Origin of the sequence: Streptomyces sp. NBC_01450 (assembly GCF_036227505.1) — a bacterium.
Classification (GTDB): domain Bacteria; phylum Actinomycetota; class Actinomycetes; order Streptomycetales; family Streptomycetaceae; genus Streptomyces.
The window spans coordinates 5,501,876-5,517,634 of record NZ_CP109480.1 but is presented as its reverse complement, the minus strand read 5'-3'; the positions used below and the strand labels follow the sequence as shown (position 1 = coordinate 5,517,634).

Genomic DNA, 15,759 nt, shown 5'->3' with positions numbered 1-15,759 from the left:
CGAGGATGCTGGAGCCAGGGGTGGAAGATGGCCGGGCACAGGAGGGACAGGCATCCGCACGGCGCTGACCGACTGTGCGAGGCCGGGGACCGGGTGTACTCCCGGGCCGTGCGGCGCGGGCGCGTGCCGCGCGAGGACGCCGAAACGGTGCCCTGTCTGGTCGAGTTGGCGCTGCTGCATCCGGACCCCGACGACATGGGGTGGCTGGTGCCGACTTCGCCGCAGGAGGTCATGACACGGCTGCTGCGGGGCGTGTACAAGGAGATCAGCTCCAGCCAGGCGCGCGTGGGCGACGCGGTGGCGGCGTTCGAGTGGTACGCCGGGCTCGGCGGGCGCGTCCAGGCGTCCACGGAGGGCGTGGCGATCCGTGTGCTCGACGGACTGCCGCGGATCCGGGCCGCGATGGACGCGGCGACCGAGGCGTGCACGACCGAGGTGCTCACGGTGCAGCCCGGCGGCATCCGCCGCGAGGACGAACTCTCCGAGGGACTGCACCGGGCGCTGGAGATGCGCCGACGGGGCGTGCGGATGCGGGACCTGTACACGCACGTGGCCCGGCACGGTCAGGGCCTGCACAACTACATGGAGTTGATGGGCGACGCGGCGGAGGCCCGCACCCTCGACGAGGTCGTCGAGCGCCTCATCCTCTTCGACCGCAAGGTGGCGTTCATCCCGGCGAACGCGGACCGCACGATCGCCCTGGAACTGCGCCACCCCGCCCTCGTCGACTACCTCGTCACGGTCTTCGAGCGGCTGTGGCGCCTCGCGATCCCGCTCGCCGCCCCGCTCCCGGACACCGGCATCGACGGCATCACCCACCGCGAGCGGTCCATCGCGGCACTGCTCGCCGAGGGACACCAGGACGCGGTGGTCGCGGAGCGGCTGGGGATCAGCGTCCGTACCTGCCGGGCGCACATCGCGCGCCTCTCGGAGACCCTGGGCGCCGCGAGCCGCACCCAGCTGGGGGTGCGGATCGCACAGGCGGGGCTGGACGGCCCGCCGCGCGCCGCGGAACTGCTGCCGCTCAGTGATCCTGGTCGAGAATCCCCGACCGCCCGATGAGGTAGCCGAGCTGGGCCCGGCTCTCGCTGCCGAGGGTGACGGCGAGTTTGGCGATGTGGACGCGGGCCGTGCGGACGTTCATGCCGAGGCGGTCGGCGATCACGGCGTCCGTGTGACCTTCGACGAGCAGGGCGGCTATGGCGCGTTGGCGGGGGGTGACGCCGTTGTGGGACGGGCGCTGGACGGCTTCGGGGTACATGGGGGTGGCCAGGCGCCAGAGCCGGTCGAAGGTGGTCACGAAGTAGGAGACCAGTGCCGGGTGGCGGACTTCCAGGGCGAGGAAGCCGTCTTTGTCGGCGGGGATGAAGGCGACGGTGCGGTCGACGGCGATGAGCCGGTCGGTGATCTCGTCCAGGCTCCGAGCCTCGACGTCGCCGTTCAGCTGTTCGTAGCGGGCGAGAGTCATGGGTGAGTGGCGGAGCGTGTGCTGGTAGAGGGTGCGGATGCGGGCGCCTCGGTCGAGCAGGGCCTGGTCGCGGCTCAGGGCGGTGGCCTCGGCCGCCGCGTAGCGCTGGCCGATGTGGCCGGCGTGGGGCTGGATGGTGAGGAGTTCCCAGGATGCGGCGGCCATGGCCTCGGTGATGGCCCCGTTGATCCGCTCCGTACCGCTGAGGACGCGGATGGTCGGGGTGTCCGTGGCTGCCGTGCGCCGACCGTCGATCCGCATCAGTGGCTCGAACACCGCGGTCAGTCTGGCCTCGCGCCGTCGTTCTTCCGCGACGCGTTCCTCGGAGGTCCGTAATAACCGGTGGAGGGCGACAGCCGGGGCGACGGGCTCCAACCAGTTCAGATCCTCGACGGCCGGGTGTACCAGTCCGAAGTCGACGAGGCAGGGAGCTTCGGCGGCGTCCGTGCTGCGTACGCGCCCTTCGCACAGGGCCCGTTCGTACAGCTTCGATCCCGCCGCGCACAGTTCTTCCACGCCGTGGGCCGGGTGCGGCACGTTGGTCACCCCGCCGTTTCCTCCTGCTTGAGGATTCCCGATTCCGCTATGAGATAGCCGAGTTGGGCGCGGCTGCCGCTGCCGAGAGCGGTGGCCAGCTTGGCTATGTGGGAGCGGCAGGTGCGGACGTTCATGCCGAGACGGCGGGCGATGGCCTCGTCGACGTGGCCCTCCACCAGGAGTTTGGCGATGGAGTGCTGGATGTCCGTGATGCCGGCCGGGTCGGTTTCGTAGGGAGCGCCGGCGCTCAGCGGGACGGCTCGGCCCCACATGAACTCGAAGACCTTGGTCAGGTAGCGGACGAGGCCCGGATGGCGAAGCTCCAGGGCGACCTGCTGGTCGTCGCGGGTGGGGATGAAGGCGACCGTCTCGTCGCAGACGATGAGGCGCTCCACCAGTTCGTCGATGGTGCGGTACTCCACCTTGCCGTTGGAGAACTGGTCCACGTAGGCGAGCTTCTCGGGGCTGTACCGGGCCGTGTGCTGGTAAAGGGTCCGGATCCGCACACCACGTTCGATTAGCGGCCTGTCGCGCTCCAGGCCCTGAATGATGCTCCGGTCGGAGAACCGGTTGCTCGGCTGGACCGTAAGCACTTCGGTCTGGCACTGGGCCGTGGCCAGATCGAGTGCCGCGTTGATGCGGTCGCCACCCTCCAGTACCGAGATCGAGTGCGTGGTCGCCGTCGTCTGAGTGCTGAGGTCCATGAACGGCTCGAATGCGTCGGACAGTTCGATCGACAGCCGTCTGCGCTCGGTGATCTCGCGTTCTATGGGGTTGAGTCGCTGAGCCAGGGCGATCGACGGGGCCACGGGGCGCAGCCAGTTCGCGTCATCAGGATCAGGGTGAAGGAGAGTGAACTCCATCAAGCAGGGAGCGGATTCCACGTCCTCGCGTGCGATGCGTCCTGCGCGGAGAGCGTTCGCGTAAAGACGGCCGCCCTCGTCGCACAGCTCGGTCATCGCATGGGGATGTGTGGCTTTTGTTCGATTCGTTGTCAAATCTCCACCCCCCAGGGTCCTGAACGTGCAGGAACATGATGCATCGATTATGTGGCCATGACGTGCCCGAATGAGCCATCGTCGTATCCGACGGGGGAAGAGGGGACCTTCAAGTGAGGACGAAGCCGATTATGCGTAACAAAATGCTTCGCTCGGTGCTTGTCGCCGCCTTCTCCGCCGTTGTGGCCTTCGGTGCGCTGGGTGGCCTCTCCGATGCGAAGGGTGACGCACGAGCGGACACCAGGTGGCCGGCGGTGGCTGTGTCGGATGCACCTGTCAGTGGCGGTGCCATGTCGGTCGGCACGGACAACAGCATCGGGAGCTGACGTGACGACACCCCCGGACGACCGATCCTTCCGCCGAGAAATGGCCACCGCCTACCGCTCCGGATGGCACTTCATCGACCTGGCGACCGCCATTCCCCACAGTGGCGACTCGTTGATGGTGACGGTGTTCGGAGAGCCGGTCGTGGTCACCCGGGACGATGACGAGGACGTCCGGGCGTACCGGTGTCTGCGGCGCCCGCGCGGCGCGCCGCAGCCCGTGCGATGTGCCATTCGGTACGGAATGATCTTTGTGAACCTCGACCAGCGTGACCACCAGCTGGCCGAGCCGGAAGCCCCGGATGTAAGGACTGTCTCAGCCACCCCCCGCAGTGCCTGACGCGATTCCCCCGTCGTAGTAGATCGCGCAGGTACTTCCCCCCGCAGCGGCGTCACCGTGACCTGAACACGGTGACGCCGCTGCAGTTTTGGGCGAAAGATCCAGGTATCCGCCCATCTTCATGCCATCTCCACAACGGCTGAAATCAGCCGTGCCGCATGGCCGGGGCCGGTCGGCCGGACCCCACGCCCGTGACCGGTCAGCCGCGCCCCATCGCCGAGGTCAGCGTGATCTCGATCGCCACCCGGTCGGGGTTCGGGGAGGGCGTCCTCCCGTACCGCTCCGCGTAGCGCCGCTCCGCCTCCGCGACACGCGCGGGGTCCGCGGAGATCCTCGCGCGCCCCTCCAGCGTCGCCCACCGGCGCCCGTCCACCTGGCAGACCGAGACACGCGCCCCCTGCGCCCCCGCGGCCAGCACATGGCCCACCTTCGCGCTGGACTTGTTGGTGATCACCCGAGCCAGACCCGCCTCGGGGTCGTATGTAACCCCGACGGGCACGACGTGCGGGCTGCCGTCCGCCCGGAGGGTGGTGAGGGTGCACAGATGGCGTTCCCACCAGAAGGTGAGGTACGCGGGGTCGGGATCGTGTGGGTCCACCGGGTATGCGCTCATGGTCGGAAATGTATCCCCACCCGGGAGCGCCATGGCTTCCCCGGCCTTCCTTGAGTGGAATAGACTCAACTTTGTGTACGTTAGGCGAGTCAGTCCGTACATCAGGGTCGTATTGAGGAGGAGAACGCGAACGTGGACGCCGAGCTGACCAACAGGAGCCGGGACGCGATCAACGCGGCCACCAGCCGGGCCGTGTCCGAGGGGCACCCCGACCTCACCCCTGCCCACCTGCTGCTCGCGCTGCTCGGGGGTCAGGACAACGAGAACATCACCGACCTGCTGTCCGCGGTCGACGCCGACCAGGCCGCCGTACGGGCCGGGGCCGAGCGCGTCCTCGCCGGCCTGCCCAGCGTGACCGGATCCACCGTCGCGCCCCCGCAGCCCAACCGCGAACTGCTCGCCGTCCTCGCCGAGGCGGCCGACAAGGCCAAGGAGCTCGGGGACGAGTACCTCTCCACCGAGCACCTCCTCATGGGGATCGCCGCGAAGGGCGGCCAGAGCGGCGACGTACTCTCCCAGCAGGGCGCCGGTGCGAAGAAGCTGCTGGAGGCGTTCCAGAAGACCAGGGGAGGGCGCCGGGTGACGACTCCGGATCCCGAGGGCCAGTACAAGGCACTCGAGAAGTTCGGTACGGACTTCACCGCCGCCGCGCGCGACGGCAAGCTCGACCCGGTCATCGGCCGGGACCAGGAGATCCGCCGGGTCGTGCAGGTGCTGTCCCGGCGCACCAAGAACAACCCCGTCCTCATCGGTGAGCCCGGCGTCGGCAAGACCGCCGTCGTGGAGGGGCTCGCCCAGCGGATCGTGAAGGGCGACGTGCCCGAGTCGCTCAAGAACAAGCGGCTCGTCTCGCTCGACCTCGGCGCCATGGTCGCCGGGGCGAAGTACCGGGGCGAGTTCGAGGAGCGGCTGAAGACCGTCCTCGCCGAGATCAAGGACTCCGACGGGCAGATCATCACCTTCATCGACGAGCTGCACACGGTCGTCGGCGCGGGCGCGGGCGGCGACTCCGCCATGGACGCAGGCAACATGCTCAAGCCGATGCTCGCCCGCGGTGAGCTGCGCATGGTCGGCGCCACCACCCTCGACGAGTACCGCGAGCGGATCGAGAAGGACCCCGCCCTGGAGCGCCGCTTCCAGCAGGTCCTGGTCGCCGAGCCGTCCGTCGAGGACACCATCGCGATCCTGCGCGGACTCAAGGGCCGCTACGAGGCCCACCACAAGGTCGTGATCGCGGACAGCGCGCTGGTCGCCGCGGCCACCCTCTCCGACCGGTACATCACCTCCCGCTTCCTGCCCGACAAGGCCATCGACCTCGTCGACGAGGCCGCCTCCCGGCTGCGCATGGAGATCGACTCGTCCCCCGTCGAGATCGACGAGCTCCAGCGCGCGGTGGACCGGCTGCGCATGGAGGAGCTGGCCCTCGACAAGGAGACCGATCCCGCCTCCCGGCAGCGTCTGGAGAAGCTGCGCCGCGACCTCGCCGACAAGGAGGAGGAGCTGCGGGGCCTGACCGCCCGCTGGGAGAAGGAGAAGCAGTCCCTCAACCGTGTCGGTGAGCTGAAGGAGAAGCTCGACGGGCTGCGCGGTCAGGCCGAACGCGCCCAGCGCGACGGCGACTTCGACACCGCCTCCAAGCTGCTCTACGGCGAGATCCCCACCCTGGAGCGGGACCTGGAGGAGGCCTCCGAGGCGGAGGAGGAAGCGGCCAGGGACACCATGGTCAAGGAGGAGGTCGGCCCCGACGACATCGCGGACGTGGTCGGCTCCTGGACGGGCATCCCGGCCGGGCGCCTCCTGGAGGGCGAGACCCAGAAGCTCCTGCGCATGGAGGAGGAGCTGGGCCGCCGCCTCATCGGCCAGAGCGAGGCCGTCCAGGCCGTGTCCGACGCCGTACGGCGCACCCGCGCCGGCATCGCCGACCCGGACCGCCCCACCGGATCCTTCCTCTTCCTCGGCCCGACCGGCGTCGGCAAGACCGAACTCGCCAAGGCCCTCGCGGACTTCCTCTTCGACGACGAGCGGGCCATGATCCGCATCGACATGAGCGAGTACGGCGAGAAGCACAGCGTCGCCCGGCTGGTCGGCGCCCCGCCCGGGTACATCGGCTACGAGGAGGGCGGCCAGCTCACGGAGGCCGTGCGCCGGCGCCCGTACAGCGTCGTCCTGCTCGACGAGGTCGAGAAGGCGCACCCGGAGGTCTTCGACATCCTGCTCCAGGTGCTGGACGACGGACGGCTCACCGACGGACAGGGCCGCACGGTCGACTTCCGCAACACCATCCTCATCCTGACCTCCAACCTGGGCAGTCAGTTCCTGGTGGAGCCGCTGACCTCCGAGGAGGAGAAGAAGCAGCAGGTCCTGGAAGTCGTACGGGCCTCCTTCAAGCCGGAGTTCCTCAACCGGCTCGACGACCTCGTGGTCTTCTCGGCGCTGAACAAGGAGGAACTGGAGCGCATCGCCGGGCTTCAGATCGGCCGCCTCGCCAAGCGGCTGGCCGAGCGCAGGCTCACCCTGGAGGTCACCGACGCGGCCCTGGCCTGGCTCGCGGACGAGGGCAACGATCCGGCGTACGGGGCCCGGCCGCTGCGCCGCCTCGTGCAGACCGCGATCGGCGACCGGCTCGCCAAGGAGATCCTGGCGGGCGAGGTCAAGGACGGCGACACGGTCCGGGTGGACGCCTTCGGGGACAGCCTGATCGTGGGAGCCGCGCAGTAGTCCGGGCGGTCCGATCCCCCGCGTTCGACGGCGCCGGTCCCTCCGGCGCCGTCGTCACTGGCCGCATCGGATACACACTCCCGGTGGCGGTGTCCGTGCCTTTGCCTGTGGGGTTGCCACTGACCGCCCGTGATGGGGGAGGATGGCAGCATCCGTACGAAGGGAAATACACGGTGAGCATCGACCCGTCCTCGATTCCGAATTTCGGGGGCCAGCCCGAGCCGCAGCCCGGCGGACCGGCGGGCCCCGTCGTCCCGGATCAGGACCTCGTGAAGCAGCTCCTGGACCAGATGGAGCTGAAGTACGTCGTCGACGACGAGGGTGACCTCGCGGCGCCGTGGGAGGAGTTCCGTACGTACTTCATGTTCCGCGGCGAAGGGGACCAGCAGGTCTTCTCGGTGCGGACGTTCTACGACCGGCCGCACCAGATCGACGAGAAGCCGACTCTGCTGGAGTCCATCGACGACTGGAACCGCCGCACGCTGTGGCCCAAGGTCTACAGCCACACGCATGACGACGGCACCGTCCGCCTGATCGGCGAGGCGCAGATGCTGATCGGCACCGGCGTCGCCCTCGAGCACTTCGTGTCGTCGACGGTCAGCTGGGTGCGGGCGGCCATCGAGTTCGACAAGTGGCTCGTCGAGCAGCTCGGCCTCGAGCAGGAAGTCAACGAGGCGGAGGAGAAGCCCGAGGACGACGACGAGGAGTAGTCCTCCCACCAGGTTTTACAACGGCGTGTGAGCGATGACGACCAGATACGCGCCGTAGGCGAACGAGAGCCCGGCCAGGGCGCCGACCACCAGGGCGGCGTGCCAGGGCCGGGCTCTTGCCGTGCGGACCAGCGCCCGCGCGAGCGGCAGCAGCAGCGGGAACGCGGGCAGCAGGAAGCGCGGCTTGCACTCGAAGAACCCGGACCCGCCGAGCGCGATCAGCAGCAGTACGCCGCTGTGCACGAGCAGCGGCAGCGGGGCACGGTCCGCGATCAGCAGCCCGTACAGCAGCACGGCCGCCGCCACGACCACCATCGTCATCGGGAACACGAAACGGTCCCCGTGCGTCAGCAGATGCCGGACGAAGCGCAGCGAGCCGACGCCGAAGTCGAAGCGTGAGCCCCACAGCCGCTGCACCTCGAAATAGCCGCCGAACGGATCGCCCTCGCGCCGGCCCACCCACAGCACATAGCCGCCCCAGCCGACCGGCGCGAGCGCGGCGCCCGTCCACAGCCTGTGGGTAACCCGCCCGCGCCGCCGCCAGATCTCGCACGCCGCCGCGGCCAGCACCGCCGCGGCCACCGCGAGCCCGTTCGGCCGCGACACGCCCGCGAGCGCGGCCAGCGCGCCCGCCCACAGCCAGCGCTCGGTGAGCACGGCGTACAGCGACCAGGCGGCGAAGGCGGTGAGGACGGGCTCGGTGTACGCCAGGGACAGCACGATCGAGTGCGGGAGCAGGCCCCAGAGCAGGACCAGGGCGGTGGCGACGGCGCGGCCGTGCAGCCGGGCCCCGATCGCGTAGATCCCGCAGGCGGCGACCGCGGCGGCGGTCCAGGCGATCAACAGGCCCGCCGCGCCGCCGCTCAGCGGGGTCAGTGTGGTGACGGCGCGGATCAGCCCCGGGTAGAGCGGGAAGAAGGCCAGGTCGCTGTGGACGACGGTGGGCCTGAAGTACAGGGTGCGTGCGTAGCCGTGTGCCGCGATCCCCAGGTACCAGAGCGAGTCCCAGGACCGTCCGAGCAGGGCGAGGGGCCGTTTGCCGCCCGCCCAGGCGGTTCCGGCGAGCACGAGAACGCCGACGATGCGCGCCGCCGCGAACAGCGCCAGTGCCTGCGCGACAGGGGACAGGCCGTGCGCGGGGCGCGCGGGGCGGCCGTGCCCCTCGTCACCGGGCTTCGGGGCGGCGGGGGCCGGAAGGGTACTGGCGTGGGTCACACCCGAACTGTGCGTCCCTTACGGGGCATTTGCGAGCTTTACACGCCTGGGTGAGCGCGCTTTCCCCCACTTCGGCGCGCCCTGCCCGCCGTCCGGGGCCCCGCGCTACCAGGCCGCCTTGAGCCGCTTCGCCGCCTCCTCCAGCACGTCGGTCCGCTTGCAGAACGCGAACCGCACGAAGGGCGCGCCCGCCTCCCGGTGGTCGTAGAAGACCGCGTTCGGGATGGCGACGACCCCGGCGCGCTCGGGAAGCGCGCGGCAGAAGGCGAAGCCGTCGGACTCGCCGAGCGGCCGGATGTCGGTGGTGATGAAGTACGTGCCCGCCGGCCGGAAGACCTTGAACCCCGCCTCCGTGAGCCCGGCCGCCAGTACGTCCCGCTTGGCCAGCATGTCCGCGCGGAACGCCTCGAAGTACGTGTCCGGCAGCGCCAGCGCCTCGGCCACGGCGTACTGGAACGGCCCGGACGCCACGTACGTCAGGAACTGCTTGGCCGACCGTACGGCGGTGACGAGGTCCGGCGTGCCCGTCACCCAGCCCACCTTCCACCCCGTGAAGGAGAAGGTCTTCCCCGCGCTGCCGATGGTGACCGTCCGCTCCCGCATCCCCGGGAAGGAGGCCAGCGGCACGTGCTCGGCGTCGTCGAAGACCAGGTGCTCGTACACCTCGTCCGTGATGACGAGGAGATCCCGCTCGACGGCGAGCTCCGCGATCTCCCCGAGCTCCTCGCGGGTCAGGACGGTGCCGGTCGGGTTGTGCGGGGTGTTGACGAGCAGCAGCCGCGTGTTGTCGGTGACCGCGTCGCGCAGCTCGTCGAGGTCGAGCCTGAAGCGCCGGTGGGTGACTCCGTCGAGGGTCTCCTCGTGCGGGCGCAGGGTGACCGGGATCCTGGTCCCGCCCGCCATCGCGATGCTGGCCGCGTAGGAGTCGTAGTACGGCTCCAGGGCGATGACCTCGTCACCGGGCTCGACCAGCGCGAGCAGCGCCGCCGCGATGGCCTCCGTCGCACCGGCCGTGACCAGCACCTCACGGTCCGGGTCGTACGACAGTCCGTACCGGTGCTTCTGGTGCGCGGCGATCGCCGTACGCAGCTCGGGCACGCCCGGGCCCGGCGGGTACTGGTTACCGCGCCCGTCGCGCAGCGCCCGTACGGCGGCCTCCCGGATCTCCTCGGGCCCGTCCGTGTCCGGGAAGCCCTGACCGAGGTTGATCGATCCGGTGCTCAGGGCCAGGGCCGACATCTCGGCGAAGATCGTCGTGCCGAACTCGGCGAGTCGACGGTTGAGGAAGGGGCGGCGGCCGTTGGAGTTCATGCCGGTCATCCTGCGCCGAAGCTCTGGACTTCCTCAACTCGGCTTTGCCTGGTGAGACGCGAGGGCATCCCCCTGGCACGCAAGAAGCGAGGCGCCCACGGGGGGTCGCTTCGGGGGAACGAAAGGAGGGTGACGCCATGTTCATCGGCTTCATCCTGGCGGTCGTCTTCATCCTGTTCGTCGTGTCGCTGCGTGCCGCCGTCCGCGGCCGCAAGAAGGTCGGGCTCTCGAAGAGCTCGTCGGGTTCGGCCGCCCGCCGCCGCTCGCGGGGCGGGTCGGACAGCTCCGGCAGCTGGTGGGCCGGCGGGGCCGGGGGAGCGTCGTCCTGCGGCGGCGGTTCGTCCGGCGGGCACCACGGGGGGCACTCGTGCGGCGGGCACTCGTCGTGCGGGGGTGGCTCGTCCTGCGGAGGCGGGTCGTCCTGCGGGGGCGGCGGGGGGTGCGGCGGAGGCAGCTGACCCACAGCTGAACTTCGCCGGGGGCGTGGGGGCGTGGGGGTGCGGGGGCGTGGGGGTGCGGGGGTCGAGGGAGGGCCCTCGGCCGCGGGCCGGTGGGGGCTGGTTACGCCCGCGCGGCCGAGCCGCAGATGTCACTGCCCCGCGCCCCTTGTGGCGCGCGCCCGGCGCACGCCGTGGTTGAACAGTTGAACTGTGGAGCCCTCGGGGGGATGGAAACCCTACGAAGTTGGGTAAAAACGCTGTGGTGGCGCCACAGTTCATGATTCCCTCTAATTCACCAAAGCAGCCCTCGGATCGTCCCTTCCTCACAGGGCAGACCGGGCTGACCGGTCCGATCCCCCGGTACCGAGATACCGACCGGGTGCGCCGGACCCCCCACCTCCCTTTTTGCGTGCTAGCGGAGCCGACCCATGCTCACGACCCTGAACACCTCGTACACCGACACGCGCGCGGCCGATCTCGCCTGGGCCCTGGGGCGCGAACCGCTCCCCGCGCTCGCCACCCTCGACCTCGAACTCGACGGGGCGAGACTGCAGTTGCGGCTCCTCGGCGCGTCCCACCAGGTCCTCCTGGAGGAGGAGCGGGGCATCTGTTCGGAAACCGTCGCGTGCATCGCCGGCAGCAGCATGCCGCTTCCGCTCGGGGTGGCCAAGCGGGTCGGTGACTGGGAGTACGAGTTCGCGGCGCGCGTCGAGACGCTCTCCTGCGGGTCCTTCGCGGGGCGGGCACAGGAGTTACTGGCCCTGGTCTCCGACCACCCCAACGGACTGGCCGGCGTCTTCCCCGGCAGCCCGCACGCCTTCACCGCGCTGCTCGCCCAGCGCCACGAAGGGCAGGTCCACTGGCGTACGTGGCATGCCTACCCGCAGGAGGGCCAACTGGTGGCGACGCGCACGAGGGTGGGGGTACGGGTGACGGCGAGGGCGCGTTGAGGGGCGCTTCGGCCGCGGACGCCACCCATCGGGACGGCATTTCCACACGTGTGGGTGACGAAGCGTCGTGGTGGCGTGACGTAGCGTTCCCAGCGTGATCGAACCGCACGCGCCTGCTCCCCCCGGCGCGCCGCCGCCCTGGGGCGTCCAGGGCCAGGCGCGGCTGCCCGTCCGCCCGGGCACCGGGCGGTTCCTGGTCCTCGCGGGCGTGTTCGTCTGTGCCGCCTGCGGACTCGTGTACGAACTCGAACTCGTCGCCCTCGCCTCGTACCTGATCGGCGACTCGGTCACCCAGGCCTCCGTGATCCTCTCCGTGATGGTCTTCGCCATGGGCGTCGGCTCTCTCGCCGCGAAACGTTTGCGCCCCCGCGCCGCGGCGGGCTTCGGCGCCGTCGAGGCGGCGCTCGCCCTGGTCGGCGGCTGCAGCGCGATGGCCCTGTACGCGGCGTTCGCGTGGACCGGCGACTGGGGCGGGGTCTGGTCGAGCGGCTCGCGCTACCTCCTGGCGGCCTTCTCCCTCGCCATCGGCCTTCTCATCGGCGCCGAAGTCCCCCTCCTCATGGAGCTGATACAGCGCATCCGCCGCCAGGACCCCGGCGGGGCGGTGGCGGACCTCTTCGCGGCGGACTACGTCGGCGCCCTCGTCGGCGGACTCGCCTTCCCCTTCCTCCTGCTCCCCCTCCTCGGGCAACTGGAAGGCGCGCTGCTCACCGGAACCGTGAACGCGCTGGCCGGCGGCGCCCTCGTACTGGGCCTGTTCCGCCGGGACTTGAGCCGACGCGGACGCTGGTTCCTGCTGATCGCCAACCTCCTGGTCCTCGGTCTGCTCGCCACGGCCGCCGCCCACGTCGACGACTTCGAACGTGCGGCCCGGCGCGCCGTGTACGGCAAGGACGTACGGGTCGCCCTGCGGACCGGCGTCCAGGAGGTCGTGCTCACCGGCGGCACGCACGGCCGCCCGCTCGGCCTCTTCCTCGACGGACGCCTGCGGGTCAGCGGCCGCGACGAGCACCGCTACCACGAGGCACTGGTCCACCCCGCGATGAACGGTCCCCACGCGCGCGTGCTCGTCCTCGGCGGCGGCGACGGACTCGCCACCCGCGAGGTGCTGCGCGATCCGGGCGTACGCAGCGTCGACGTCGTCGAACTCGACCCAGGGGTGGTGCGGTTGGCGCGCACCGACCCGGCCCTGTCGGCGCTCAACGCTCACGCGTTCGGCGACCGGCGCGTGCACGTGTTCACCGCCGACGCCTTCGGCTGGCTGCGCGGGGCCGAGTCGACGTACGACGTGGTCGTCTCGGACCTGCCCGACCCCGGGATCACGGCGAGCACCAAGCTGTACTCGCAGGAGTTCTACGGCCTGGCGCGCCGCGTCCTCGCCCCCGGCGGCCGGCTGGCCGTCCACGCGGGCCCCGTCTCCTCCCGTCCCCGCGTCTTCTGGACGGTCGTGTCCACGCTCCGGGCGGCGGGCCTGCGCACCACCCCCTACCTCGTCGGCGGCCGGGACGTCGGCTTCGCGGCCGGCCCCGACCGCACGGCGGGCGCGTCGCGTGCCCCCCGAGACTGGGGCTTCGTCCTGGCCTCCGTCACGGGCACGCCCCTGCGGCTCGACCCGCACGGCCCGCACCTGCGCACGCTCACACAGTCGTCCCTCACCGCCGACGCGCACGCCGCGTGGCGTACCCGCGTCCCCGGCCTGGCGCCCTCCACACTGGTCCATCCGCGCTACGCCGACTGAGACGGCGGACGGACGAATCCCCGGATACGAGGGTGCGGTGCGGGCCGTCCTGGGTAGGCTCGGCCGACATGGAGCATGAGGTGTTCGTTCCGGTTCAGGCCGAGCGGCTGAGGGAGGCGCTGGCCGATCCCGTACGGGTGGCCCGGGCGGTCCCCGGACTCCAGCAGGACGCCGGGACGCCGCCCGTCTCCGGGCGCCTGAGAGTCCGCGTCGGCGGCCACACCATCACCTACCGGGGGACGGTCCGGGTCACCGCCCGGGACGACGGCTCGTACGCCGTCGAGGGCGACGCCACCGAGGCGCGCGGCCCCGGCACCGTGAAACTCGCCCTCACCCTCACCTTCTCCCCCTCCGACGGCGGCACGACCGTCACCATCACCGGAACCACCACCGCGGACGGCCGCGTGGCGGAACTCTCCCCGGACGCGGTGTCCGCGGCCACGGGCCGCCTGCTGAACCGGTTCGTCGAGAACTTGGCGGGGCTGACGCAGACGCCACCGGTCGGCGCCGGGCGAGAGCTGGAACGGGAGCCTGAGCCGGAGATCGAGCCGGAGCCGGAGCCGGAGCCGGAGCCGGAGGTCGAGCGGGAGCCGGAAGCCGAGATCGAGCCCGCCCCGGAGCCCGAGCCCTCCCCCCTCTTCGAGGAGGAGGAACCGGCCCCGACCACCCCGAGTCGTGTGAACAGAGAGGATGCCGTGGCCGAGGCGGCGCACGCGCGGCGGACGATGATCGGCCGCAGCGCGGAGGAGGTGGACCACGCCCCGCCGCGTGGCCGCTACGCCCCCGTCCCGGCGCCGGAGACCGCCACCGCCCGCGCCACGCTCCGCTGGGCGGCCCCCGCCGCGGCCGTCGCCCTGGCCTCGGCCATCGCCGTCACCCGAGCCCTGCGCAAACGCCGCTGACCGCACCCGTAAGGGGCGGACGAAGAATCAGGCCCAGTAGGGTCAACTCCGTGAGTAACGAAGACATCACGCTGACCGCGGGCGACGCGGAAGTGACCGTCACACCCGGCAACGGCGGACGGATCGGCAGTCTACGAATCGGCGGCGCCGAACTACTGCGGCAGGGCCAGAAGTTCGGCTGCTTCCCGATGGTCCCTTGGTGCGGAAGGATCCGCGACGGCCGCTTCCTGGACGGCAGCACGGTCCGGCAGATGCCGCTCAACGCCCCACCGAACGCCATCCACGGCACCGCCCGGGACGGCGCCTGGCGCACCGCCCGCACCAGCAAGTCCGAGGCCGTGATCACGTACGACCTCGTGGACCCCTGGCCCCACCCCGGTCGCGTCACCCAGGCCTTCACCCTGACCGAGGACGCCTTCTCGGTCACCATGTCCGTGGAGACGTACGAGGACTCGTTCCCCGGCCAGCTCGGCTGGCACCCGTGGTTCAACAGGAACCTGGGCCAGGAGGACGTCCGGGTCGACTTCACCCCGGCCTGGCAGGAGGAGCGCGGCGAGGACCACCTGCCCACCGGCCGCCGCATCGAACCGAAGCCCAGCCCCTGGGACGACTGCTTCGGCATGCCCGGCGGCGTCGACGTCACGCTCACCTGGCCGGGGCAGCTGGAGTTGAAGGTCGCCAGCAGGGAGGAGTGGGCGGTGGTGTACGACGAGCAGGAGGCCGCCGTGTGCGTCGAACCGCAGACCGGCCCGCCCAACGGGCTGAACACCCACCCGCGCCTGGTCACCCCCATCGAGCCCCTGGAGGCGACCATGACCTGGAGCTGGCGGCGCCTCTAAGCTGGCGGACATGAGTGACGTACGCGGCGCGCTGCTGCAGCAGATCAAGGACAAGGCCGTGGTGCACGGCAAGGTGACCCTTTCGTCGGGCAAGGAAGCCGACTACTACATCGACCTTCGCCGGATCACGCTCGACGGTGTGGCCGCTCCGCTGGTCGGTCAGGTCATGCTCGACCTGACCGCCGAACTCGACTACGAGGCCGTCGGCGGTCTGACCCTCGGAGCGGACCCGGTCGCGACCTCGATGCTGCATGCCTCCGCCGCGCGCGGGAAGGCGCTGGACGCCTTTGTCGTGCGCAAGGCCGGCAAGGCCCACGGCCTCCAGCGTCGCATCGAGGGTGCCGAGGTCGAGGGACGCCGTGTTCTGGCGGTCGAGGACACCTCCACCACCGGTGGCTCGGTGCTGACCGCGGTGGAGGCGCTGCGCGAGGCCGGTGCCGAGGTCGTCGCCGTGGCCACGATCGTGGACCGGGACACCGGTGCCGCCGAGGCCGTCGCCGAGAAGGCCGGAGTGCCGTACTTCTTCGCCTACTCCAAGACGGATCTCGGCCTGGACTAGACGCCGGCACGGGACCCCGCGGAAATCGGGGTCCCGTATGCCGGACAGGGTGTCTGGAGCATCCGGTCAAGTCTGGAAAGATGGGGACGACGATGACG

General features: G+C 70.9%; 15 protein-coding genes. 10 read left to right on the top strand and 5 right to left on the bottom strand.

Features of this window, described 5'->3' with window-relative positions; translation table 11 throughout:
- Window positions 1-27 precede the first annotated feature (27 nt).
- A complete protein-coding gene (locus OG568_RS24495) occupies window positions 28-1,062 on the top strand; it encodes a helix-turn-helix transcriptional regulator (protein ID WP_329533106.1) in 1,035 nt (344 codons plus the stop codon).
- Here the strand turns inward: OG568_RS24495 and OG568_RS24490 are convergent.
- Entirely contained in the window at window positions 1,025-2,014 is a 990-nt protein-coding gene (locus tag OG568_RS24490) for a helix-turn-helix transcriptional regulator (RefSeq protein WP_329533105.1), read from the bottom strand. The two genes, OG568_RS24495 and OG568_RS24490, sit on opposite strands and share 38 nt — an antisense overlap.
- On the bottom strand, window positions 2,011-2,964 hold the full coding sequence (locus OG568_RS24485) for a helix-turn-helix transcriptional regulator (RefSeq protein WP_443077751.1): 954 nt from the start codon (window positions 2,962-2,964) through the stop codon (window positions 2,011-2,013). The genes OG568_RS24490 and OG568_RS24485 overlap by 4 nt, the downstream gene beginning before the upstream one ends.
- Before the next feature lie 405 nt (window positions 2,965-3,369).
- Between OG568_RS24485 and OG568_RS24475 the strand changes: the two genes are divergently transcribed.
- A complete protein-coding gene (locus tag OG568_RS24475) occupies window positions 3,370-3,666 on the top strand; it encodes a (2Fe-2S)-binding protein (protein ID WP_266433989.1) in 297 nt (98 codons plus the stop codon).
- Between the two features lie 199 nt (window positions 3,667-3,865).
- Here the strand turns inward: OG568_RS24475 and OG568_RS24470 are convergent, their stop codons facing one another.
- Window positions 3,866-4,279 (bottom strand): pyridoxamine 5'-phosphate oxidase family protein, encoded by a 414-nt coding sequence (locus OG568_RS24470; RefSeq protein WP_329533103.1) that lies wholly within the window; start codon window positions 4,277-4,279, stop codon window positions 3,866-3,868.
- Between the two features lie 132 nt (window positions 4,280-4,411).
- Here OG568_RS24470 and clpB point away from each other — a divergent pair, with 132 nt between their 5' ends.
- Window positions 4,412-6,997: an ATP-dependent chaperone ClpB gene (gene clpB, locus OG568_RS24465; protein WP_329533102.1), complete on the top strand. Its 2,586-nt coding sequence runs from the start codon at window positions 4,412-4,414 to the stop codon at window positions 6,995-6,997.
- Window positions 6,998-7,170: 173 nt separating this feature from the next.
- Window positions 7,171-7,707: a YbjN domain-containing protein gene (locus OG568_RS24460; protein WP_067374173.1), complete on the top strand. Its 537-nt coding sequence runs from the start codon at window positions 7,171-7,173 to the stop codon at window positions 7,705-7,707.
- Window positions 7,708-7,722: 15 nt separating this feature from the next.
- Here OG568_RS24460 and OG568_RS24455 read toward each other — a convergent pair whose 3' ends face one another.
- Window positions 7,723-8,922 (bottom strand): hypothetical protein, encoded by a 1,200-nt coding sequence (locus tag OG568_RS24455; protein ID WP_443077749.1) that lies wholly within the window; start codon window positions 8,920-8,922, stop codon window positions 7,723-7,725.
- Window positions 8,923-9,027: 105 nt separating this feature from the next.
- The gene (locus OG568_RS24450; protein ID WP_329533101.1) at window positions 9,028-10,242 is read right to left on the bottom strand and encodes a pyridoxal phosphate-dependent aminotransferase; all 1,215 of its coding nucleotides are present in this window, start codon (window positions 10,240-10,242) and stop codon (window positions 9,028-9,030) included.
- A gap of 128 nt (window positions 10,243-10,370) precedes the next feature.
- Between OG568_RS24450 and OG568_RS24445 the strand changes: the two genes are divergently transcribed.
- From OG568_RS24445 to pyrE, 6 genes are all read left to right on the top strand, one after another.
- Entirely contained in the window at window positions 10,371-10,691 is a 321-nt protein-coding gene (locus OG568_RS24445) for a hypothetical protein (RefSeq protein ID WP_266432056.1), read from the top strand.
- Between the two features lie 410 nt (window positions 10,692-11,101).
- Entirely contained in the window at window positions 11,102-11,623 is a 522-nt protein-coding gene (locus tag OG568_RS24440) for a DUF2617 family protein (RefSeq protein ID WP_266584274.1), read from the top strand.
- Between the two features lie 94 nt (window positions 11,624-11,717).
- Window positions 11,718-13,361 (top strand): polyamine aminopropyltransferase, encoded by a 1,644-nt coding sequence (locus OG568_RS24435; protein WP_329533100.1) that lies wholly within the window; start codon window positions 11,718-11,720, stop codon window positions 13,359-13,361.
- Between the two features lie 68 nt (window positions 13,362-13,429).
- Window positions 13,430-14,263: an SRPBCC family protein gene (locus OG568_RS24430; protein ID WP_329533099.1), complete on the top strand. Its 834-nt coding sequence runs from the start codon at window positions 13,430-13,432 to the stop codon at window positions 14,261-14,263.
- Window positions 14,264-14,313: 50 nt separating this feature from the next.
- Window positions 14,314-15,102, top strand: a complete 789-nt coding sequence (locus tag OG568_RS24425; RefSeq protein ID WP_329533098.1) for an aldose epimerase family protein — start codon at window positions 14,314-14,316, stop codon at window positions 15,100-15,102.
- Between the two features lie 10 nt (window positions 15,103-15,112).
- A complete protein-coding gene (pyrE, locus tag OG568_RS24420) occupies window positions 15,113-15,661 on the top strand; it encodes an orotate phosphoribosyltransferase (RefSeq protein WP_329533097.1) in 549 nt (182 codons plus the stop codon).
- Window positions 15,662-15,759: the final 98 nt, after the last annotated feature.

What these genes read in the sequence shown, in the direction of transcription:
- OG568_RS24495 (WP_329533106.1), top strand. Translation starts at nt 28, where the DNA reads ATGGCCGGGCACAGGAGGGACAGGCATCCGCACGGCGCTGACCGACTG.
- OG568_RS24485 (WP_443077751.1), bottom strand. Translation starts at nt 2,964, where the DNA reads ATGACCGAGCTGTGCGACGAGGGCGGCCGTCTTTACGCGAACGCTCTC.
- OG568_RS24475 (WP_266433989.1), top strand. Translation starts at nt 3,370, where the DNA reads ATGGCCACCGCCTACCGCTCCGGATGGCACTTCATCGACCTGGCGACC.
- OG568_RS24470 (WP_329533103.1), bottom strand. Translation starts at nt 4,279, where the DNA reads ATGAGCGCATACCCGGTGGACCCACACGATCCCGACCCCGCGTACCTC.
- OG568_RS24450 (WP_329533101.1), bottom strand. Translation starts at nt 10,242, where the DNA reads ATGACCGGCATGAACTCCAACGGCCGCCGCCCCTTCCTCAACCGTCGA.
- OG568_RS24445 (WP_266432056.1), top strand. Translation starts at nt 10,371, where the DNA reads ATGTTCATCGGCTTCATCCTGGCGGTCGTCTTCATCCTGTTCGTCGTG.
- OG568_RS24440 (WP_266584274.1), top strand. Translation starts at nt 11,102, where the DNA reads ATGCTCACGACCCTGAACACCTCGTACACCGACACGCGCGCGGCCGAT.
- OG568_RS24430 (WP_329533099.1), top strand. Translation starts at nt 13,430, where the DNA reads ATGGAGCATGAGGTGTTCGTTCCGGTTCAGGCCGAGCGGCTGAGGGAG.
- pyrE (WP_329533097.1), top strand. Translation starts at nt 15,113, where the DNA reads ATGAGTGACGTACGCGGCGCGCTGCTGCAGCAGATCAAGGACAAGGCC.